The sequence below is a fragment of the Alteromonas confluentis genome (assembly GCF_001757105.1).
GTDB classification, from domain to species: Bacteria; Pseudomonadota; Gammaproteobacteria; order Enterobacterales; family Alteromonadaceae; genus Alteromonas; species Alteromonas confluentis.
Map to the genome: position 1 here is coordinate 95,596 of NZ_MDHN01000004.1, position 23,423 is coordinate 119,018.

At 49.8% G+C, this 23,423-nt stretch carries 16 protein-coding genes; 8 read left to right on the plus strand and 8 right to left on the minus strand.

Annotation, left to right across the window (positions count from 1 at the left end; translation table 11 throughout):
* Positions 1–396 precede the first annotated feature (396 nt).
* The 5 genes from pedF (at position 397) to BFC18_RS01380 (ending at position 7,466) form a co-directional block, all read left to right on the plus strand.
* A complete protein-coding gene (gene pedF / locus BFC18_RS01360) occupies positions 397–843 on the plus strand; it encodes a cytochrome c-550 PedF (protein WP_070123393.1) in 447 nt (148 codons plus the stop codon).
* Positions 844–848: 5 nt separating this feature from the next.
* Entirely contained in the window at positions 849–1,733 is an 885-nt protein-coding gene (locus BFC18_RS01365; protein WP_070123394.1) for a substrate-binding periplasmic protein, read from the plus strand.
* A gap of 493 nt (positions 1,734–2,226) precedes the next feature.
* The gene (locus tag BFC18_RS01370; RefSeq protein WP_425388344.1) at positions 2,227–3,996 is read left to right on the plus strand and encodes a methanol/ethanol family PQQ-dependent dehydrogenase; all 1,770 of its coding nucleotides are present in this window, start codon (positions 2,227–2,229) and stop codon (positions 3,994–3,996) included.
* Positions 3,997–4,098: 102 nt separating this feature from the next.
* Entirely contained in the window at positions 4,099–6,216 is a 2,118-nt protein-coding gene (locus BFC18_RS01375) for a NosR/NirI family protein (RefSeq protein ID WP_070123395.1), read from the plus strand.
* A gap of 377 nt (positions 6,217–6,593) precedes the next feature.
* Positions 6,594–7,466, plus strand: coding sequence for a PEP-CTERM sorting domain-containing protein (locus BFC18_RS01380; RefSeq protein ID WP_070123396.1), 873 nt, complete (start codon positions 6,594–6,596; stop codon positions 7,464–7,466).
* A 94-nt stretch (positions 7,467–7,560) separates the two neighbouring features.
* Here BFC18_RS01380 and BFC18_RS01385 read toward each other — a convergent pair whose 3' ends face one another.
* The 3 genes from BFC18_RS01385 to BFC18_RS01395 all read right to left on the minus strand — a co-directional run bounded on the left by BFC18_RS01385 (position 7,561) and on the right by BFC18_RS01395 (position 10,166).
* On the minus strand, positions 7,561–8,562 hold the full coding sequence (locus BFC18_RS01385) for a proline iminopeptidase-family hydrolase (RefSeq protein WP_070123397.1): 1,002 nt from the start codon (positions 8,560–8,562) through the stop codon (positions 7,561–7,563).
* 46 nt (positions 8,563–8,608) lie between these two features.
* Positions 8,609–9,082: an NYN domain-containing protein gene (locus BFC18_RS01390; protein WP_070123398.1), complete on the minus strand. Its 474-nt coding sequence runs from the start codon at positions 9,080–9,082 to the stop codon at positions 8,609–8,611.
* 178 nt (positions 9,083–9,260) lie between these two features.
* A complete protein-coding gene (locus BFC18_RS01395; RefSeq protein WP_070123399.1) occupies positions 9,261–10,166 on the minus strand; it encodes a LysR family transcriptional regulator in 906 nt (301 codons plus the stop codon).
* Between the two features lie 100 nt (positions 10,167–10,266).
* Between BFC18_RS01395 and BFC18_RS01400 the strand changes: the two genes are divergently transcribed.
* Positions 10,267–11,430, plus strand: a complete 1,164-nt coding sequence (locus BFC18_RS01400; RefSeq protein WP_070123400.1) for an MFS transporter — start codon at positions 10,267–10,269, stop codon at positions 11,428–11,430.
* A gap of 44 nt (positions 11,431–11,474) precedes the next feature.
* On the opposite strand, the gene BFC18_RS01405 is transcribed toward BFC18_RS01400, so the two are convergent.
* Positions 11,475–13,346, minus strand: coding sequence for a metallophosphoesterase family protein (locus tag BFC18_RS01405; RefSeq protein WP_070123401.1), 1,872 nt, complete (start codon positions 13,344–13,346; stop codon positions 11,475–11,477).
* A gap of 229 nt (positions 13,347–13,575) precedes the next feature.
* On the opposite strand from BFC18_RS01405, the gene BFC18_RS01410 reads away from it, so the two are divergent.
* Together BFC18_RS01410 and BFC18_RS01415 are read left to right on the plus strand one after the other, a co-directional pair.
* The gene (locus BFC18_RS01410) at positions 13,576–14,631 is read left to right on the plus strand and encodes a Ca2+-dependent phosphoinositide-specific phospholipase C (RefSeq protein WP_070123402.1); all 1,056 of its coding nucleotides are present in this window, start codon (positions 13,576–13,578) and stop codon (positions 14,629–14,631) included.
* Positions 14,632–14,666: 35 nt separating this feature from the next.
* Positions 14,667–17,417 carry a TonB-dependent receptor gene (locus BFC18_RS01415; protein WP_070123403.1) on the plus strand — a complete coding sequence of 917 codons (2,751 nt, stop codon included), beginning with the start codon at positions 14,667–14,669 and terminating at the stop codon, positions 17,415–17,417.
* 102 nt (positions 17,418–17,519) lie between these two features.
* Here the strand turns inward: BFC18_RS01415 and BFC18_RS01420 are convergent, their stop codons facing one another.
* From BFC18_RS01420 to BFC18_RS01435, 4 genes are all read right to left on the minus strand, one after another.
* Complete coding sequence (locus BFC18_RS01420; RefSeq protein WP_139138924.1) at positions 17,520–20,453, minus strand: TonB-dependent receptor; 2,934 nt, start codon at positions 20,451–20,453, stop codon at positions 17,520–17,522.
* 17 nt (positions 20,454–20,470) lie between these two features.
* Positions 20,471–21,457: a FecR family protein gene (locus BFC18_RS01425; protein ID WP_070123405.1), complete on the minus strand. Its 987-nt coding sequence runs from the start codon at positions 21,455–21,457 to the stop codon at positions 20,471–20,473.
* A 69-nt stretch (positions 21,458–21,526) separates the two neighbouring features.
* Positions 21,527–22,060, minus strand: coding sequence for an RNA polymerase sigma factor (locus BFC18_RS01430; RefSeq protein WP_170826545.1), 534 nt, complete (start codon positions 22,058–22,060; stop codon positions 21,527–21,529).
* 85 nt (positions 22,061–22,145) lie between these two features.
* On the minus strand, positions 22,146–23,423 hold the full coding sequence (locus BFC18_RS01435; RefSeq protein ID WP_070123406.1) for a sensor histidine kinase: 1,278 nt from the start codon (positions 23,421–23,423) through the stop codon (positions 22,146–22,148).

The following is a 23,423-nucleotide window of genomic DNA, read 5'->3' on the forward strand; positions in this document are numbered from 1 at the left end:
GTACGCTATATTTATGGTCAGTTCATTGGCGTGAACAGGCGATAAACAAAGCATAAGCAATGGCAGGGAAAGGAACAGACGCGACCGTTTACAGCAATGTTTCGCTGCACGTAAACATAGGGTCTTGGCAAGTTTCGCTATTATTTTTTTATATAGGGCGGTCATTCCGACCCTCCTTTTCGCGAAGGTGAACTAAATACTAGTTGATGCCCCCGCCATAATGAATGAGCTTAAAGGATGAAAGGTTTACTACCTTAGTACAATTGGAGGAAAAGCGCTTATATCCTAATTTGTAAAAGGTGTCTGGTTGTGTCGCAAATACAACAAAACCAACTGAAGTTGTCCGCCAACTCTAACCAGCATTGACACTATCTGACAACTTTTGGAGATGTACACATGAAAACTTTTTCTACCATCATGCGTAGCACGCTTGCAGCAGTGATTGCGCTGTCTTCCGCGCAGGCATTTGCTCACGGCGACGTTACCCCTCAGGCTGTCGATACCAGTGCGTTACCACAATTAGGTGAAGAATGGAAAACAACGAACCCGTTCACCGGCAATGAAACTGCCATCAAAATTGGTGACTCAGCTTACAACCAGAACTGTGCACGTTGTCACGGTCTGGAAGTTATCTCTGGTGGTATCACGCCTGATTTGCGTAAACTTAATGACGAAAACGAATTTTTCAGCCAGGAAGAAGCTGATGAGTGGTTCCTGATGCGTATCCGTAACGGTGCAGTAATCGACGGTCGCGTTTATATGCCTCCGTTTGAAGGCATTCTGAGCCAAGAAGCGATGTGGGCGATTAAATCTTACATCGAGACTCGCGGTACGCCTGAGTAACGACCATGGCTCGCTTATTACGTTGCTGGATAACGGGCCTGGCGCTGACTGCTTTTATAGCAGCCAGCGCTTTTTCAGTTCAGGCCAAAAGCTATGACGACATCATCGATGCTGGCGTCATCACCATCGCGGTGTACAATAATTTCCCTCCCTATTCCTACCTGGAAAATGACAAACCGACGGGTATCGACATTGACGTGGGCAATGCCATTGCCAAAGGTTTGGGCGTAAAAGCCGAGTTCATGTGGATCAATGCCGACGAGAACCTTGAAGACGACCTGCGTCAGGCCGTGTGGAAAGGCCATATCATCACTCGTCAGAAAGCCGATTTAATGTTGCGTGTCCCTTACGACCGCAAGTTTAGCTATGGCATTGATGGCTACGGTTTACCCCGCAATGAAATGGTGGCTATGTTTGGTCCCTACCACCGTGAGAAATGGGCGCTGCTCAAAAACACAGAAAAGACCAACGGCATCGATACGCTGGCGATTTTTCAGTATGAAAAAATTGCGGTAGAAATCGACTCGTTGCCCGACACCTTTCTGGGTTCGACCATTGGCGGCCGTTTGCGCAAGAACATGGTGCATACAACCACCACCTTCGATGGCGTTGATTTGTTCAAGAAGGGTGAAGTCGCCGCAGTCGCTGGCATGCAGTCTCAGTTGGAGTGGGCACAACCTGCCTCCGAACAATACACCATCAATGCTACCGGCTTAGCTGCCATGAGCATAAAGGCCTGGGATATCGGCATGGCAGTCAAAACGGATTACCGACAACTTGCCTATGCCATTGAAGGCATCACCGAGCCGATGATCAAAGACGGTCGCATGCAAAGTATCTTTGAAAAGTACGGCGTCACCTACACTATTCCTGGCCTTTATGCCGAATAACCGGTGACACCCCATTCAATACTACGGAGCCCGGTTTTCATATCGGGCTTTTTTCCCCTATCAACGCCTAAATCTTCAGCATTACAGTCTTTTTTCAGCATCATTTTTGCGCCACTTTTCACATTCATAGCGTTTATATAAAACACAAAAAAACGTAACACTATCAATGCAAAGCAGAGAGAAGACAGCTATTCGGATTCGACTTATCGAAGCAAAAAAGCAGGTAGTACTACTAAGGGACTAAAAATGATAATCCAAGGTTTAATGGTTGTTAAAAAAACATTAGCTAATACTGATGCTGTCGTCATCCGAAGATAGTCTATGCTTAGTGACTGTTGCCCAACTAATAACGCGCCGGAAGACGGATTGAACTATAACGCTAGGCAACCTGGAAAAACCTCTCCCAACCTTTAACGAGGTTTTAGAAAGGCGCGCCGGTTGCGCAAAAAGGTGGAATAACCACCTCAAGCACCTGTTGAACTACTGGAGAAACATGATGAAAAGTCGAACAGTTTCACGTCACCTGATTAGCTCTGCTGTCGGTCTGGCATTGTCTCTTAGCACCGTTGTTGGTGTTCAAGCGGCAGGCGTTACCGATAAAGACATCCTCAACGATGCCAAAACTACCGGCGACGTACTTAGTTATGGTATGGGCCCGCGCGGACAGCGTTTTAGCCCACTGGACACGCTTAACACCAAAAACGTTAAGAAAATGCACCCTGTATGGGCATTCTCACTAGGTGGCGAGAAGCAACGTGGTCAGGAATCACAGCCTCTGGTACACGACGGTGTAATGTTCGTAACTGGTTCTTATTCACGTATTTACGCTATCGACGTAAAAACCGGTGATGAGCTGTGGCAATACGAAGCTCGTCTGCCAGACGGCATCATGCCTTGCTGTGACGTAATCAACCGTGGTGCGGCGCTGTACGACGACCTGGTTATCTTCGGTACACTAGACGCGATTCTGGTAGCACTTGACCAAAAGACCGGTAAAGTGAAATGGCGCAAGAAAATGGGTGACTACAAAGCAGGTTACTCGTTCACTGCTGCGCCTATGATCGTTAAAGGTAAAGTTATCACCGGTATTTCTGGTGGTGAATTCGGTATCGTGGGTAAAGTTGAAGCCCGTGATGCGAAAACCGGTGAACTGGTATGGACCCGCCCTACCGTTGAAGGTCACATGGGTTACCTGAACGGCAAAGAAAACGGCATCACTGGTGGTGAAGCGAACAAGACCTGGACTGGCGACCTGTGGAAAACCGGTGGTGCAGCAACCTGGCTTGGCGGTACTTACGACCCAGATCAAGATCTGATCTTCATGGGTACGGGTAACCCTGCACCGTGGAACTCTCACTTACGTCCTGGTGACAACCTGTACTCTTCTTCACGTCTTGCTATCGACCCTGATACCGGTGAAATCAAATGGCACTTCCAGACCACGCCACACGACGGCTGGGATTTCGACGGTGTTAACGAACTGATTGCCTTCGACTACAAGTCAAAAGGTAAAACGGTTAAAGCAGCGGCAACCGCCGACCGTAACGGCTATTTCTATGTACTGAACCGTGAAAATGGCGATTTCATCCGTGGCTTCCCATTCGTAAGCGGTATTACCTGGGCGAGCGGCCTTAACGACGACGGTACACCTATCTACACTGAAACCGGCCGTCCTGGTGACCCTTCTGAAAGCGAGAACGGTGAGAAAGGTAAAACAGTATTCTCAGTACCTTCATTCTTAGGTGGTAAGAACTGGATGCCTATGGCGTACAGCGAAGACACAGGTCTGTTCTATGTGCCTTCTAACGAATGGGGTATGGACATCTGGAACGAGCCAGTAAGCTACAAGAAAGGTGCGGCTTACTTAGGTTCTGGTTTCACCATCAAGTCAGTATTCGAAGACCACATTGGTTCACTGAAAGCGGTTGACCCGAAAACGGGTGAAACTGTGTGGGAGTACAAGAACGGCGCGCCTCTGTGGGGTGGTGTTCTGGCTACTGCGGGTAACCTGGTATTTACCGGAACACCTGAAGGCTATCTGATGGGCTTCGATGCGAAGACCGGTGAGATTGTTTATAAGTTTAATACAGGTTCAGGTATCGTCGGCTCTCCAATTACTTGGGAGATGGACGGTGAGCAATATCTGAGTGTTCTGTCTGGTTGGGGTGGCGCCGTTCCTCTGTGGGGTGGTGAAGTTGCCAAACGCGTAAAAGACATCAACCAAGGCGGTACAGTCTGGACCTTCAAGTTGCCTCGCTCGTAAGGCGGGCATCGTAACAGGGTTATGGTCCCACAACCCTGTTACGAGTTTTTCTTCAGAGAGCTGGCATGGACCTGCCGCCAGCTCTTTTTAAGGACCTCCCCCATGACAGGATTCATCCATACTGCCTTTTTAAGACTCCTCTTCTTCATTTCACTCTGCATCAGCACATGCGCCACTTTGGCCGAAGAAGTCAGTATCGATGATTCCCTTATCCAATCCATTTTTCCTAAAGCCACGCTCATTGGCGACAAGCAAACCGATGTCCCCGTGCAACCGGTTTATCAGTTACAGGAATTACTGGGCTATGTATTTGCCAGTAACGATTTAGTGAATCTGTCGGGCTTTTCCGGTACCCGAATCAACCTGCTTATCGGCATCGACACCGCCGGCAATGTAAAAGGCATTCGTATTATCAATCACCACGAGCCCATTTTCCTGCACGGGCTTGGCCCGGAACCCATGCTCAATTTCATAAACCAGTATGAAGGCGTGAATGTAGGCCAGCGTGTAATTGTAGATTCTGCTGCCAAGAATAATCCGGACGACCCATCTATAGTGCATGTGGATGGCGTTACCAAAGCCACGGTGTCGGTGATCATCATTAACGACACCATTTTGTTGTCTTCGCTTAAAGTTGCGCGTCAATTATTGTCCGGCTTCGCCAGTTCACCGTTGGCCACACCAAAAGACACCTTTGAAGAAAAGAACTGGCAGCAGTTGCTTGATGATGGTCTGGTACGTCAGTGGCGTATCAGCCAACAAGATATGGCCGATGGCTTTAACATTGAGCTTGATACATTCCCCAGCGATACCTTTGACCTTTCTTACGATAACTTCGACGTGTATTACGCCTACCTGAACGCCCCGACTATAGGGCGTAATTTGTTGGGTGATAGCGAATATCAACGCCTGATGACAATACTGAAGCCCAATGAGCAGGCTTTTCTGGTGATGTCGGAAGGTTTCTTCAACTATCTGGAAGACGACTTCAAACCCGGTACGGTAGCTAATCGCATTTCGCTGACGCAGAATGACTTGCCCTTCCCCATGCGGGATTTAAACTTCTACAGTTATGCCGACCAACAGTTGGGCGCAGGCATGCCTGAGAGCGACGATGTGCAGGTATTCGTGGTAAACACCCAGTCTGGCTTCAACCCTGGCGATACCATGTCATTGAATCTGAACATTGATATCGCCCGCAACCATCTCATCCGCAATCAACTGCACCTGCACGATGATTACAGCCTGCCTGAAACCCTGTTTGATTTTGCCGAAGCCGTGGTAGAGGAAGCGCCGAAAGCGCCGTGGGTTCGGATTTGGGAAAACCGCATCATGGATATTTCGGTGTTAGTGGTAAGCCTTATTCTGGTTACGCTAATTTTCATCTTTCAGCACCGCTTGTCAGCCAACGAGAAACTGTTCCGCTGGGTGCGTTGGAGCTTCCTCACCTACACGCTCATATTCATTGGCTGGCTGTGGCAGGGACAGCTTTCTATCGTCAATATTTATCCAATCCTGCAAAGTGTGATCAATGGTTTCGACATCAATATGTACTTGATGGACCCCATTCTGTTCATTCTCTGGAGCTACGTATTCGTTAGTCTGTTTATTGTTGGTCGCGGTATTTTTTGTGGTTGGCTGTGCCCATTTGGCGCACTGCAGGAAATGGTGGGCTGGGTGGCGAAAAAGCTGCGTATCCGTCAGAAGAAGGTGCCGTTCGACGCTCACAGTAAACTCTGGTGGGTTAAGTATGCCATTCTGATTGGCCTGGTAATCACCTCTTTCGCCTCAGTGAGAGTGGCTGAAATTGCCTCAGAAGTGGAACCGTTCAAAACCGCGATCACATTGCAGTTTGTACGTACCTGGCCGTTTGTGCTGTATGCGGTTGCCCTGCTGATTGCCGGCCTTTGGATCAACAAGTTCTACTGCCGCTATGTCTGCCCGCTGGGCGCCGGCCTGGCTGTACTGGGTTACTTCCACGCCGGTGAATGGCTTACCCGTCGCAAGGCTTGTGGCAACCCCTGCACGCTTTGTCATCACAAATGCGACATCAAAGCCATCACGCCCACAGGTGATATTAATTACAATGAATGTGTGCAGTGTCTGGAGTGTATTGTGTACTACAACAACGATGATTTATGCCCACCACTTAAAAAAGCAAAGCGGAAAGATAGGCAACGCGATCAACAGGTACATATCGTTAGCCCTCATATACGTTAAGAGCCTTCGGCGACTTTTTTTCACCCTCCAATTTATTAAACATGCAGTAAAAACGTACTATCTAGTACTTTTTTATTGTCGGTAAAAATTACAATTAAAACCGTGTAAAATTTACACAACATTTAACTTTCTGTTAAATAAGAATTTCCTTATTTGGCTTATTTTTTGCACAAGCCAAGTTCGCATTTAGCCGTTTAATTTGCGGAAAAATTCTTAGAAAAACTTCTAAGCAAGGATATAGTCAAATCATAGGAAATTTTGTAATGCAAAAGTCAAAGTCGCGCCTTTTAAAGGCTTTAAGCATCTCAGCACTTGCTCTGTCAGCTTCATCATACGGGGCCCTCATACCAAGTTCGACTTATTATGGAAATGTCGGAATGTCCACAGATGGATGGGGCGGTTCAAGTAATAGCGGTATTGTTAGCGCTAGTGTAGACGCAGGTTCTACGGTAGTGGCTGCCTACCTTTACACTGCGACTCAAGGTTCAAACACTACGCCGACTGTGGCCCTAGACGGTGTGAATGTTACCTTTGGCCCGGAAGTCACTAATCCAAGTTATCCGCATACAGGAATGCATAAAGCAGACGTAACTTCCATTGTGAAAAGTACTATCGATGCTGGCCCTGGTGGTATCTACGATTTCAGTATTGAAGAACTCGTCGGTGGTGCATCAGTTGATGGTAGTGGTCTGGTTATCGTTTACGAAAATTCAAGTTTACCGATTGCTTCTGTTGGCTTGCTGGATGGTTTCTCGGACATTCTCGGCGATACAACATCAATCAACTTCGCAACCCCTTTAGATCCTACCTCGCCAGGATTCTTTGCAGAGATGGTGCTAGGTATAGGCTTTAGTTGCTGTAATCAGGCCTCTGACGTTTCAGTCAATGGTACACTCATTACAGAAAATGCCGGTGGATTTGATGACGGTGAAAACCAGGCAAATGGTTCCCTGATCACCTTCGGTAGCTTCGACGATGCTTATTCACCGTTCATGCCTTCCTATGCCGAAGATACAGAGCGTTACGACCTGACAAACTACATTAATGTTGGCGATAGCTCGATCACAGTAGATACAATTAACCCTTCAGTTAACGACAATATTTTCTTTGCTGGATTTTATGTTTCCGGGGAAGCGGGTTTCAATGCACCACCACCATCAGTAAACGCACCAGAGCCAGGTACCCTTGCAATGATGGGTTGCCTTTTAGCCGGGCTTGCCGGCTTCAGACAACGGGTAAAGCGAAGCTAGTTAAATTGATAGGTTTTGTACTTTACATGCAATGACTACACTCCGCTTCAGCGGAGTGTTTATTTCACGAAAGTAGCTGTGGCAGTGAGCAACTTTACTTATCTTTCCTGTCCAACCAGCTTTTCAACAATGCAAACGTAATGCGTGGCCGGTCGTTATAGAAACCGTGTGCACCACCTGGCACCACAGCCAGTTCTGCTCCCGGTGTCAGTGCCAGATAATCCTGTACGGTATCGATACGAGCCGAATCGTACTGGCCAATCATGAACAAAGTTTTCATCGGGTCGATGCCTGCCAGTAAATGGGTGGCATCGTAGCTCTTTAACACGCCGGTGGATGAGAACTCACTTGGTCCCCACATCTTGTTGTAGATAAGCGGATTAAAGCCGTTGCCGCCTACGTTCTCGTAATAGGCTCTGGCCGCTTCAGTGCCAATACCCCGGATGTAATAAACTGAATAAAGTTTGGTGTAAGCCTTGCGACATACATCACCTTCTGGCGGCGCAGCCGATTCACACTGTTTCAGCGTTGCCTGCACGTCTTGCGGGGCGGCTTTCACCAGCAGGTTTGCATCCATGATCCAATGTGGCGTCGAAATAAACGTGCCTCCTAAAACCGTAGACACGGTGCGCTGCGGATATTTAGCTGAGTATTCCAGTGCCAGCGCCGAGCCCCAACTATGGCCCACAACATGCCACTCATCTAACCCTAGGGTTTTTCGAATCGTTTCAAGAGAATCAACAAATCGTTCTACCCGCCAGTTGACCGGATCGTTCGGCTGCTCTGATTTACCGCTGTCGAGTTGATCGTACATGATAACCATACGGTCGTTAGCCAGCTCCGTCATACCGGCAAAGCCATTATGCGTGCCACCCGGACCGCCGTGAATAAATATCACCGGTGTCGCATTTTTATGTTCAAGGCCATTTACGCGCACATAAATTTTGCCGCCTTCTACCGGTACCATCAGTTCCTTCTCAGGCTGAGCCCAGGCTGCGGTTTCTGCCACCGAATGGAAAGACGTTACACAAAAAGAGAGAACAGTGAGTAATGATAAAGCCACAGCTTTGGCTGATGACGGGAGTTTGAAGCGCATGAACTAATCCGGTTTGTAGTCGTTATTCTGGGAACAAAAAAGGCGCTTAGAGTAGCAGATTATCCATCACCGGCACAAAGCGGTCAGCTGCACGCTTCAGGCTATCGGCAGTCAGCGCTTCAACACCGTACACTTCCACTTCGCATTGGTACTTTTCCCGGGCACGCTGAACCAGCAAATCAAAATCACCGTCGCCAGACACCAGTACAAGTACGTCGCAATGTTCCGCTGCTTCCATCATGTCCAGCGTTAAGCCAACGTCCCAATCACCTTTGGCACTGCCGTCGGCGCGTTGGATAAAGGGTTTCAGCTTCACCTCAAAGCCAATAGCTCTGAGAATATTCTGAAACTGCTTCTGCTTTTCGTCGTTACGATTGATGGCATAAGCATTGGCAGTCATCACTTCCCTGTCGTGAGTCACCTCAGCCCAAAAACGGTTGTAGTCGAAGTTGCGCTTAAACGCACTGCGGGTGGTGTAATAGACGTTTTGTACATCGACAAAAATACCGGTTTTTTTCACAACAGACCTTAAATACTTAAATAGCGTTAACCATCAGCAACCCCGGAGCAACCTGCGTAGCGCATACTGACAATAGAGGTTGCCATTCTAACAAAAACGCTCTCTGTCCGTTGCAAAAGAAAACCTTATTTGCAGTTCATGTGAACACAGGCAGAATGATATAAGCGATAAATGATCCTTAGGAATTAGAAGCCATTTTCTCAACCAGATAATCCACAAACACCCTCACTCTGGCGGGCATGTGTCGCCCGCCAATAAACACGGCATGTATAACTTCTTTGTCTTGTGGATTGAAGTCTTCTAGCAGCGGAATAAGTTGTCCCGATGCGAGCGCCTGTTCGATATGAAAGTTGCCGACCCGGGTAATGCCAATATCAGCCATGGTAAGTTCAACCAGCGTTTCACCATTGTTCGACGTCATATTCCCTTCTATGGGCAAAATGTAATCTTCACCATTTTCACGAAAAGGCCAGCCGGGCTCTATGCGCTGAAAACTGAAATCCAAACAGTTAAAGTGTTTTAGATCGGCAGGGGTTTCGGGAATGCCAGCCTGTGCTAAGTAGTTCGGCGATGCGACTATGGTTCTGCCGGTTTCACCTAAGCGCCTGGCGGTTAAATTGCTGTCAGGTAAAGGGCCGAAACGAATTGCGACGTCAATATGGCCATCGGCCACATTGCTGATTTTATCGCTCACTTCGACTTCAATTTTGATATTGGGGTAGCGCTCTAAAAACTCTTTGTACAAGGGAATCATGGTCAAACGACTGTAGGCTGTTGCGGTACTTACTTTAATTAAACCGCTTGGGCTGGCGCGGTCGGAAATGGCGCGCTCGGTCTCTTCGACATCTTTTAAGATCCGCCGAGCAGCCAGGGCATAAGATTCCCCTTCGCTGGTTAAGTAAAGTTTGCGGGTAGAACGGACAAGCAGCCGCACACCTAAACGCTTTTCTATTCGGGTCATCATCCGGCTTACTGCCGATGGTGTTAGACCGAGTTCTCTGGCCGCCCCACTTAAACTGCCGAGTGTTGCCACCGTCAAAAAGGTTTCCATTTCAGCCGTTCTATCAGCTTTAACTTGCTTCATTTGTGAATCCAATGCAAAACAGATTAGCTTCCCACCCCACTACTCGGGCATTCTTTATGTCGTTATATTCCCTGGTATCATAAATAAACTTGAGTTCAACATGAAGATTAACTTTCCACTGATGGCGCTGGCCATTGGTGCTTTTGGAATTGGTGTAACAGAATTCTCTCCTATGGGAATGTTGCCCGTGATAGCAGATGACTTAGGCGTTTCGATACCTACAGCTGGTATTCTCATTAGTGCTTATGCCTTTGGAGTACTGGTAGGTGCGCCGGTCATGACTTTACTGTTTGCCAATATGCCGCGCCGTCGCCTGCTGGTATTGTCCATGGGCATTTTTACCCTGGGTAATTTAATGAGCGCGCTGGCCGACAGTTACAGCGCCTTGATGATTAGCCGCATTATTACCTCGTTCAATCACGGCGTATTTTTTGGTGTTGGCGCTGTCGTCGCAACCCAATTAGTGCCGCCGAATCAACGCGCCGGGGCGGTTGCGGCAATGTTTTCAGGGCTTACCATTGCAACCGTTGGCGGTGTTCCGTTGGCAAGCTTTGTGGGCACAACGCTGGGCTGGCGAAATGCGTTTCTGGGCATTGCAGCTATCGGCTTAGTGGCAATGATAGCCTTGCGCTTTAGTTTGCCTCCTTTGGTGAATCAGGAGAAAGCGAACATTCGCAATGAATTAGCCGTGTTAAGCAAAGGTTCTGTGTTGGCAGCGCTTCTGTTAACAGTGGTGGGTGCCAGTTCAATGTTCACGGTATTTACCTACATCGTGCCAATTCTGCAACAAGAAACCCATGCTTCAACCACCTTTGTAACGGCCATGCTGGTGCTTTACGGCGTGGGGCTTGCAGTGGGTAATGTGCTGGGCGGACGCTATGCCGATCGCACTTTGTACGGCACGTTAATCGTATCGTTAATTGCAGTTATTCTGCTGCTGGTGATCTTTACCGTTACCATGTCTTCTTCCGTTATCGTTGTGCCACTGATTTTCCTTTGGGGCATTGCCAGTTTCGCTGTGGTTCCACCGCTGCAATCATTGGTGGTACAGGAAGCCAGCGAAGCGCCGAATCTGGCATCGGCCATGAACATTGGTGCGTTCAATCTTGGCAATGCGGTTGGCGCAGCTTTAGGTGGCGGCGTTATAAGTGCAGGTCTTGGATTACCAGCGGTAGCCTTAGCTGGCGCAGGCACCGCTTTGCTTGGGCTACTCATGGTATTAGTTGCCAGCAGAAAGAAAACAAGCTTTGCGCTTGGTACCTAGCCCATGCTGGTCATGATTTGCCAACGGGGCGCGCCCGCGCCCTGTTAAACGCCCTTCACCGTAATTGACGTAACGTCTCGTGATACCGCCACGTTGCTGAGCAGTTTTACAAAGCGCCTCACCTGTTGCGTTTGCACAGGAGCAGTTTCAGGCAACTCACAATGTAACGTGGCATCACTGAGGCGCTCGTAGATCACTTCCCGACCACCGAGATCGGCAAACTGCCCGGCGTTTCTCATCCGGTAATAATCGTTCGCCAAGGTAATGGCGGGCATTGCGAGCAATGCTTCATCAGTAACGCGACTGATATTGCCGCATACCAGCGTTTCCAGTGCGTCACCAACCGTTTTGCTTTGAATGAAAGTAGCCAGAGGCTGCGGCCATTCACGACCCACATAGCGCTGACGCACCACTTCTTTTAAATGCGCGTCGGTAAACCCCAGATAGTCCGGTGTATCCAGAATGGTTTTATCCCAGTTTATCAGCCCCGCCTGGTTGCGGTATTGCCACTCTTTAGCATACACAGGGAACAAGGTATCGAAACGGTCGACTTGCTGCTGAATGATGGTATCAACCTGAGCACTGCCATCATTGTTCAGGGTAACCACGCTGTAGCCTGGCTGATAGGCAGCCAGCGACGGTACCTGCACATTCACCAGCCCGCCAGTATCTTCGGGCTGTGCAATGTCGTACAGGTGCATGTGTCCGGCCATGTGCAACCGCAATCCGAGATCAGACAGGATCTGCGTTGTCGATGCTGACGGCATACGTTTGAGTTGCATGCCGGTGTCTCCGAACAGCTCAGCCAGCTGCTTTTGTGTGTTGTCGTAGAAGTCCGCCATAGGAAAATGGCTGAACGCAATCAGGTGCTTGTTGTGCTTTTCAGCCCGCTTGACTACGCCGGCAATCCAATCAAGGAGTTCAGGTTTGTAGTCCACCAGCGCGTTGTAACCCGCATTGCCTGAACCATTAAATTCCAGCGACGAAACCTTGCCTTTGGGCGTGTACACATTGGCATCGATGGCCAGTAGCCAAAGGCCTTCTACCGGTTCAACCAGATAGCTGGCATCCGGCATGAAGATGCAAGATTTGCCGCTCTCTTCAATCTGGTTGCTCTCTTCAGTCGAATTACTTTCCCCACTTTTACTTTCTGGGTCGCACCAGCGCCAGCCACGCTTACTGACTTCAGCCGTACCAAAGGGTGTTTCATAGAGTAAATCCTGTGAAGACGGGCTAAAGCCCTGTGATTTCAGAGTTTCCATGATGTCAGCATAGCCCCATTCCCGCAGCGCATTGCTGCATTGCCATGCCGATTGATTCAGGCAGTCGGGGTGGTCAGGACTCATTACCGCTACTTCTTTGCCGCTGCGATGCAGAAAGTCTTTCTTTCCTCCGGCACGGGAAAAGGGTCGCACAGGGTCATGGTTGCCGGTAATCGCAAAAAAACGCATACCGTATTTATCGGTGTATTCAGCCAGAATATCAGCCAGCGCCCTCACATTGGCGGGCTGTCCGTCATCAGAAAAATCACCGGGTAACGCCACCAGCTTTATGCCTTTGGCAGCAATTTCATCCAATGCAGCAAGAAAAACAAAATAGTTTTCATTGAACAGCCGGGTGCTGTTGAGCTGTGCCTGCATGCTGCGCATCAACACCGGTGTTTGTGCTCCCTGCGTGCTTTGATCTGATGTTCGCGTATCTGCAATTACGGGCAATTCAGAGGCATCTAAGTTTTCAGCTGCCGAGAGGAAATCATGCAAGTGAATGTCTGCAAGAAAGGCAATTTGTACTTCCTGCGCTTTCTCCTGATTATCAGGTTCCGGCAATTCCGTTTTCACCGCATCAGCACCGCAGCCAGAAAGTAATAGGCCGGCAACCATACCAACCACCCATTTTCCCCATAATACCGTTTTCATTTTTCCCGTCCTGAATTGCGAATGTCGGCCGTTAAAACACACAAAAAATAGCAGCCCAACTCACATAGACGTGCACATTGAAAAAACGGGGACAGAGATTTTTCAATGTCATAAAAACTTCATCTCTAATATGACAATTTGATGAATATTAACAGGTTAGCGAATTTTTGCTGTCCCCGAAATTTTGCTTTTCGCATCTTCCTCACACATGACTTGTGAGAGAAAACCCATGCGACTTTTAACTACCTTGCTTTTATCCATAGCGGCTACGCAAACAACGTTTGCTGATGCACTCACGGATTATCAATGGATTGGCTCGCACAATAGCTACAAGCAAGGTTTGCCAGCGTCGGTTTATCAATTTCTGGCCAAGAACGACCCGCACGCTGCCAATCAGATTAATTACGGCCACGGCGATCTTGAAGCACAACTGGATTCCGGTTTACGTCAGTTAGAAATTGACGTGGTAAATGACCCCACAGGTAATCAATATGATAAACCGGAGCTGGCTACACGCCTTGGCGAAAACTGGCTAAGTAGTGAATCTCAACGGGAACTGGCGCGACCAGGCTTTAAGGTGCTGCATATACCTCACGTTGATGTGCAATCTCACTGCACCGATTTTGCCGCTTGCCTGAACAAGTTAAAACGCTGGTCTGAGGCCCATGCTGACCACTTCCCTGTCGTGGTACTGATCAATGCCAAAGAGAACCAGCCTTCTTTTATAAAAAGCCCTGCGCCTGCGCCCTTCACTGCAGCCACTTACGACCAACTCAATGAAGTCATCCGCACTGCATTAAAAGAGCGCGTTATCACCCCTGACGATATCCGTGGTGACTTCAGCACTCTGCGTGAGGCAGTGCTTAAACGCGGCTGGCCTGACGCAGACAGCCTGCGCGGCAAATTTATCTTCGTATTCGATGGCAACGTTGAGCAGAACGCGCGCTTCATGGAAAACCATACAGGACTAAAAGGTCGCGTGATGTTTGCCTCGTTACCGGCAAACGATGATGGCGCCGCTTTTATGATCATCAACGACCCGTTCACGCAACACACCGAAATTAGCCAGCGTGTGGCAGAGGGGTTTCTGGTTCGCACCCGTGCGGATGCTGACTTTAGTGCCAGCAATGAAGAAAAAGCAGCGCAAAAAATGGCGGCGTTTACCAGTGGCGCGCAAATGATTTCCACCGATTTTTATCCCGGTTCTCCTCAGGCAAAACGTGACGGCCACGTTGTCAGTTTTGCCGATGGCGCCCTGCGCCGGAAAAACCCGGTTTCCCAATAATTCACATCACTCAACATTAAAAACAGGAACACACTATGACAACCACGTTTAAAAAACACGTTCTGGCGGCTTCCGTCATCAGCGTATTAGGCTCCGTTTCTTCTGCTGCCGTGGCGCAAGAACAACCCAGTGCCGACGACATTGAAAAAATTGAAGTGTCAGGCTTTCGCAGCTCGCTCATTAAAGCAAAAGATCTGAAAAAAGATGCGCTGGGCACACAAGATACCATTCTGGCCGAAGACATTGCCGACTTTCCCAGCCTGAACCTGGCAGAATCCCTGCAGCGTGTACCGGGCGTCACCATTACCCGTGAAGCGGGCGAAGGCCGTCAGATCTCACTACGTGGTCTGAATGCAGACTTCACGCAAGTACAGTTAAACGGCATGGAAGCACTGGGCACGTCTTCTTCACCCATGGACAGCCGCGGTACCACGAACAACTCACGCTCTTTCGACTTCAACATCTTTGCATCTGAACTGTTTAACCAAATCGACGTGAAGAAATCGTACTCTGCTGATATGGATGAAGGCGGTATCGGCGGTACTGTAGGTCTGCACACTGCCAAACCTTTTGATTACGATGGCTTTAAAGGTGCTATCAGTGCACAAGCGGGTCAGAACTCAAATACCGAGGACACCAGCCCTCGCATCGCGGCTCTGGTTTCGAATACCTGGGACAAGTTCGGCGCACTGTTCTCCATCGCATACAGCAACCGAGACACCAGCGAACAGGGTTATAACACCTATCGCTGGCGTCCTCGTGATGCCCAGGGTTCTGACATTTCTGCGTTATCAGCGGAAGATCAGGACGCGGTAAACAGTGGTGATTTGCGCTTCTCCCGTGGTAGCCGCTACTCTTTGTTTAACAGCGACCAAACACGTCTGGGTGCAACGGTTGCACTGCAATACCGTCCTACCAGCGACCTGTCGATCGGCTTAGATGCGCTGTACGGCAAACTGGATAACAAACGCTCCGAATTCCACCTGCAAAGCCGTGGTTCCAGCTCAACGGCGTTAGGCTGCACCGGGCCGGACTACGACGACGGCGCGCGCTACTACTGTTCTGAACTGACCGACATTGAATACAACAGTAACAATGAAGTGGTGTACTCAGAATGGCGAAACACGGCGCTGCATTCAGAAAGTCGCGATCAAACAGCGAAAACAGAAATCACCCAGTTTGTATTCAATGCAGACTGGACGGTGAATTCTGATTTATCGCTATCTGCCCTTGCTGGTCACATGAAGAGCGAATACCAGGACAACAGCGCTAAGGTGTATCTTGAATCCTTCGGCGACATGACACTGGACTTCCGCCCAGACCGTTTCTACGGCCAGAACACCTATGTCAACGACTACGATCCAACTAACATCGATGAGTTCCGCTACCATGAAATCGACCTGCTTGAAAACGAAGTAGAGAACAGTTTCGACGTGGCTAAAATTGATGCCGATTTATTCCTCAATGATATCAGCAGCGTGAAGTTCGGGTTGTCGTATAAGAAGTTCAAACACATGGACAACTACCTGCAAACCGACAACCTGCTGCGCAGTGAATGGCAGTCGGGTGACGTGTCTGACATAGTAGACCCAGCCACTGTGTACGTGAACAATGGTCACGAGCGTCAGTCGTGGCTGAGTACTGATGTGAACGCCGTGCTTGCCGACTTCAATATCGACCGTAATGGCACCATGAGCCGCACGCCGAACAATGTGGAAGAAGAAACCAAAGCAGCGTATGCGCTTTACGATCTGAACATGCTGTTAGGCGATACTGAGCTTCGTGCAAACTTTGGTGTGCGTTACTACGAGACAGAAATTGCGTCGACCGGCCTGGTTAACGACACCAACTATGTCACCATTGAAAGTGACTACGACGGCTTCCTGCCAGCGATGAACCTGGCGTGGTATGCCACCGACAATCTGGTGTTGCGCGCCAGTGCGGGTAAGAACCTTACTCGCCCAACGCTAAATAACCTGGCCGTTGGCGGTAGCATTAACACCGATCCACTGGCCGGTTCAAGCGGCTTGTCTATCAGTTCTGGTAACCCGTCACTGCAGCCATTCGAAACCCTGAACATGGAAACGGGCGTTGAATACTACTTTGATGATGTAGGTTACGCAGCGCTGTCTTACTTCCGCAAAGACATCGACAACTTTATCGCCACCACCACCATTCCTACGCCGTACGGTGAAACCGGCTATCCTTCAGCCCTGATTGAAGGCGCGGTAGACGAAAACGGTGTGGCGCAGTCTGCCAGCACGCTGTACAACGTATCGCAGCCACAGAACCTGGAAGACAGCGATTTCAGCGGTTGGGAAGTGGCCTTCCAGCGTGATTTCGACTTCCTGCCAGCACCGTTTGATAAGCTAGGCGCAATCGCCAACTACACCTATGCGGATGGCGAATCGGTACACAACATTCTGGTAGACGGCGAAAACGTGCAGGTATCCCGTCCGTTCTATGGCCTGTCGAAAAACACCTATAACTTAACGGTTTACTACGAAACGGAAACCTGGGGTGCACGAGTATCTGCAGCCCATCGTGACGATTACCTGACACAGGTTGAAACTTCCAGTGATGATCAGGACGAAGCGGGTTTCCACGGCACGACTTACTTTGACTTCTCGGCGTTCTATAACATTAACGAGAAACTGAAAGTGAGCCTGGAAGGCATCAACCTGAGCGATGAGCGTGAAGAGCAGTACTCTGACTCCGATGATCGCCTGTACAACACCACATTAAGTGGCCGTACTGTTTACCTGGGCGTGACTTACGTCATGTAAGGTTTCATTGAAGAACCAAAAAGGGCCGGTTTCACGGCCCTTTTCTGTTCGTATCTGTTTTGTTCTTACCTATCTAGCCCTGATACACATTTTAGTAGTGACTCAAAAACGATACGTTACGCCAACGTAGTAATCCCGTCCGCTTAGCGTGGTGTTGTAAGGGCGGTGAGAGGAATCGGAATACTGAATTTCTCGCTGATTGGTGAGATTTGTAGCTTCCAGTCGTAGCTCCCAGTTATCCGCCACATACCAGGCAATAACGGCATCAACATACACGCTTTCTTCGAAGCCGGTTTCGTCTTCATCTTGCAAAGTCTGGCTATCGACTCGGGCAAGATAATCGTCCCGATAGGTAGCGGAAAGACGAATACTTAAATCGTAGCTTTCCCAGTAAGCAGTGATGTTCGCCAGCCAAGGCGAAAGAAAGGGTAGGCTTTTCACCGACAGTGCTTCACCGGTATTGGCATTATGGTAAGTCAAATCGCCCTGGGTGTAACTCACATTCCCCACCACACCCAGATGGTATTGGGGCGACCAGGGCCAGGGCGTCTCAAGTTGAACACTGGCTTCTACACCGTAAAGCCAGGTTTGCTGGGCATTCTGTGCGCTGACCAATGTCACACTGTCGCTTGCAGATAGCGCTAGCAAGTCCTCGTATTCTGGGAGTCGACTGATTAGTAAGTTGTCACTTACATACACAATGTAGTCATCCAGATACTTTGTAAATGCGCTCACTGCAAACCGATTCATGTCGGAAAGATATCGCTCCCAGGCCACATCGATATTGTAAGCGCTGTAGGGGTTCAGGCTGTCGTTATAGCCATAGAGCGTATTTTCTTCGCTGTCATAGCGTACAGCAGCGGCCAGATCATCTAACTGCGGGCGGCCCAGCGTTTTACTCACACTCAGGCGCAATGTGTTGTCTGTGGCCAGTCGATAACGCAGATTCACCGCAGGTAGCCAATGGGTGTGACGCAGTGTGCGGTTGCGGGCGAACTCGCTGTCAGAATCGCTGATGCGGGTTTGTTCGCTTTCAATGCGCAAGCCTGCATCCAGCAACCAGTTTCCCCAATCTGCGCTGAATGAGGAATACAGCGCCAGGCGCTGCTCGATGATGTCGTCTTGTTCGGTGCTATGCTCACTTTCAGCGGCAGCATGGGTGCCCTTCAGTGCACTTACCTCATTGGGCAATCCGAAATAACCAAATATCGCATTGGTATTGAGTGTCAGCCAGTTAAGCTTGGGATGAGCGGTGAGAGGCGTGCTGTAGCTTTCGGGCACCGTGCTGTCTCGTTGCCCGCTTGCCCAGTCAGCCGAAAGGAGATCCTGGATATCATAAAAATCGGTTTGATTGCGAAAATGAACCAGCTCGATGCCGGTCTTCCAGATCGTGTTATCAGTCGGCTTGTAGGCTAACGTATAGCGGGCATTGAAAAAATCCGTAGCGGCAAAATAGGCTTCGGCGTCCAGCTCCTTCATTTGCCAGAAAGTAGGTTGAGTCAGGTCGTCCAGATAGGTGATGTCAGCAAAGCGAGCGTCCTGACGATAATCCACCGTAATATCGGTTTCCCCTTCCATGTAGGCTTTGTTACTGCGGGGCATATCGTAGCGGGCGAGCTCCCAGCCAATCACACCGCTGCCGGTTAGCGACTGTGCCCAATGATGCTCAACATTCATCACCCATTGATTGTAAATGGTGGCCACTTGCTGATAACGACTTTCCGTTCCCACCTGAGCCTGTTCATAGGCCGCGTAGATCAGTTCGTTCTGGTCGTTCACAGCGGCATCAACGATGCGGGTTTCCCCTTCAATCACCGGAGTCGAATTAAAGCCACGGGGATACAAGTGATATTCGTAACGCTCACCCGCCAGGCGTCCGTGCAACCAATCCAGAGTAACGTGGGCAAAGTCGGTTTTATATTCAATGGAAGCCCCTACTCCGGCACGGTCCATGTCACTCTGCCATACCGAATAACGGTTTCCCCGTGGTATGGTTAACTCGCCATTTTGCCATGCATTGGCAAGCGCTGTTGGCAGGGCGGAGGTATCCGCCCCATCAGGCGGAATACTGCGCCACCGAAACGTATTTGCGCCCATTTCCTGATAAAAGCGAGTGCCGTAGGCCACAGAGAACAATGCGCCCCAGTGACCACGGGTATTCGACACCATGGCAGATACCCGCTTCGATAACGCGTCGGTAAACTGGTTATCACCGGTCTGGGCAGACAGGTTCCAGTGTAAACCGGGGTGGTCGAAAGGGTGCGCGGTTTTAAGCGCCACAATGCCCGCCATTCCCCCTGTGGGCAATTCAGCATCGTAGGTTTTCAATACCTGAATTTCACTGAACAAATCAGTGGCAAACAAATTCAGGTCGAAAGAACGGTCCCGCTGCTTTTGAAGCCTGCTATCCATGGGCGAATCGTTGTTCGCCAACACTGTCATACCGTTCAGCGTAACCAGGGTAAAATCCGGGTTTAGCCCGCGCAGCATGATTTGACGGCCTTCCCCGGCTTCACGGGTAATCGACATGCCGGGTATACGCTGCATCGATTCCGCCAGGTTGCGATCTGGATAACTGGCAATATCGTTTGATGCAATCACATCGGAAATCACGTGATTCTCGCGCTTACGCTGACGGGATACATCCAGCGACGCCCGTAATCCTGTTACCGCCACCTCTTCAATAGGTGCTTGGGGGAGCAGTTCATCAGCCGGACTGATCACGATACCATCGGCGGTAATTTGATATTGCAAGCCGGCGGGGTGTAGCAGCGCCGCCAAGGCTTGCGGCAAGGTAAACTGGCCATTTACCGCTGGAGCGCGAATGCTCATGTCCACTGCTGCGTCAGTCACAAAAGACTGACCAAACCGCTCAGAGAGCGCCCGCAAGCTGTCTTTAAGCGGCTGGGATACAATAAAAACGGGAACGGGGGACGGTGAAGAAACCGCAGCGCTAGTGGGTAAGGCAATGCACAAACCGGTCGCCACCGCGATGGCGGTGAACGAGAGGCGAAATAGCGTTAAAGGCTTAAACACTTTCACAACCCGCCCTGCTAGCCGGACACCGTTATGACGTAAGCGTCATCCTTTTCTTCCAGTGAAAGCCCATCAGATTGCGCCAACAATCGCAGACTTTTCGCTGCTTCATTAAGATTGAACCGTCCGGCAATGCGTTGTTTGCTGTTACCCACTATGTGCACCGGCTTATTCAGATAGCGGGACAATTGCTCGGTTACGATGCCAAGCGGCTGATTATCTACATCCAGCCAGCCACTTCGCCATTCAGGCAACAGGCTGTCGTCGATTCGGAATGTACGGCGCCAGTTGCCATCTTCCAGGATAACACCCTCACCTTTCACCAGCGTGAGCGACTTGTCGGCAAACACACGAACAACACCTTCGTACACTCTGATCACGGTTTGATGCGCCAGTTTATCGATATCAAACGCGGTACCGACGACCTGCACCTTGGTGGTATCGACATTAACTACGAAGGGGCGCTCCGGAGCGTGGGCAATATCAAAATAAGCCTGTCCCTGGGTAAGGCTCACTTCACGCAACGCCTGCGTGTGATTCACTTGCAATGATGAATTACCACTCAGATAGACCACTGAGCCATCTCGCAACACAGTCGATTCAGTTGAGCCTGCGGGCGTTTCGACGGTCAGCGTCTGCGCCTGGGCCACGGTCACTGGCGACTCTGCTTGACCGGAGTTGTTGTGTTGTAATCCCAACCAGATAACCAGTACTGCCGCCACCGCCATGCTGGCTGCGATGGCAAACCAGGGACGTGCTGTACGACGTATTTCGACGACATCAGGTACAGTGGTAGTTGTTTTATCGTTTCGCTGTCGGTTAGCTAGCTGTATTGCTGCCGCTGCCACCTCAGGTTGGCCAATCGCCGCTGCAATGCGTGTGAAAGCTTGTTGATGTTCAGGCACAGCAAGCCACAGCGACAATTCAACCTTGCCCTGTTCGTCCAGTTCATCAAAACGATCAAACCAGTCTGCGGCCTGATCTAAATGATCTGCGTGTGTCATCTGTGCCTCTGTTACTTACATTCAATTATATAGATGGTGATTTTATGCATTCGGGGACAAAAAGAATGATTATTCTGGAGATTCTGTCCAACCCGCTTCTTCCAGTTTGAGCGTCAGCTCTACCATGGCCCGGGTAAGGTGCTTTTTCACCGCTTCCACACTCAAATCCAGCGCGGCGGCGATATCATCCCGGCTCATACCGTCTACCCGCCGCAGAACAAAAACCTCCCGGCGTAATGGCGACATTTGCGCCAGTACGGTTTCAATAAAAGCCAGTTTGCTTGCGTTGTGATAATGGGTTTCAGGACTGTCGTTGGCGGCTTCGAGTTCTTCATTCTGCCAATCCACGGCATTCGGCACGGCTTTACGCTGAAAATCATACAGCACCGACTTCGCCACAGTAATCATATAAGCAAGAGGATTTTCCAGTTCGGCGAAGCGCACGCTTTTACTGGTGCGCAGCAGAGTTTCCTGCAGCACGTCTTCGGCTACTACCGGATCATTGGTAAGCCCGCGGATAAACGCTTTTAACGCGCTGCGGGACTGAACGGCTGCCGGGTCGGTGATGCCCTGCCAGTCAGCCGGAGAGTTGCTTTCGTTCAATGTTGCCTTCACTGCAGAAGATGAGAGATGACAACATTAATGCAGATTTATGACAGTGGGATGATACGCAAACAGCAAACTTCAATCATGAGAGCACAATACTCACTTCGCAGCCGTCGGCCGTAAAACGGTGCTGATAGGTCCATCCCAGTTTGGCCGTTACTCTTCTCACTAAATCCAACCCAAGCCCGTAACCCAATTCGTTGCCTGTGGTCGGGTCATCGCATTGATCGGTATTGTCTTCACGGTTATTGATGGTCAGCGTTTGGCCGGATTGACGAATGCTAACCGTACCACTTTGAGTATGTTGAAATGCGTTGCGAATCAGATTGCCGCACACAATGCGAAGCGCTGTAGGCGGGATAGAGCAAACTTCATCATCCGTGCTAAGTTCCACCTCTACCTGCTTTCCAGTTAGCAGGTATTGTAAGTCTTGCACCAGTGTTGACAGCATCTTGCCAGGCTGAATTTCAGAGATAACCAGGTCGTCGTGGTCCTGTCGGCTCAGCCACAGCAGGGTTTCAGTGAGGTCGGTCATGGTGTGTGAAGCGTGGTCAATGCGTCGTATGGCATTTGCGCCTTTTGATGGCCCCTTTTCTTCGAGCTTATGCAGCAATTCCACACTGGAACGAATCACCGCAATAGGGGTGCGAAGTTCGTGGCTGGCGTGAGAAACAAACTCTCGTTCCCTCACCAGTCCTTCCCGCACGTGTTGCAGGCTGGAATGGACAATACCCGCCAACTCATTGAGCTCCTGGTATTTAAATTCCGGCACAGGTTGCTCCAGAGTGTGTTCGTTTAGCCCCTGGGCCCATAAACGCAATCGCTCCACCGGTTTGGACACGCTGCGCAGCAGGATCATCAACACACCCGCAAACACCACCAGTACCACCAGCCCTAACAGCATAGACCAGCCCTCGTGGGACAGGATGTATCTAGGCTCATCTTCTAATTGCAATGAACCAAACACCTGCGCCACATATCTGTCCGGATGAATGCCTCTACGATCCGCTACTTTTACCACAAACATCGCGCTCGTAGGGCGGAAAAAAATAAATGAACGTTCCACTTCCTTATACAAGTGAAAAGGGCGAAGCGTGTCGGGGTTAAATTTAGATTTAACGCTTTCGGGCAAATCGTTCCAGTCGGCAGCAATGATATAGCTCAGCACTTCCTGAGGCTTACCTGGCTCGACCCTGGTCTGTCTGGCTGCATCCACCATAGTGCCGCGCATAACGCCATCCATACCGGCAAAAAAATTCATCATTGCGAGTACGCTGAAACCAGAAATGACCACGGTCCCCATTACCAGCAAAGCAATGAGAATATAGCGTCTCAAACTCAGGCTGAAGCCACGAACCAT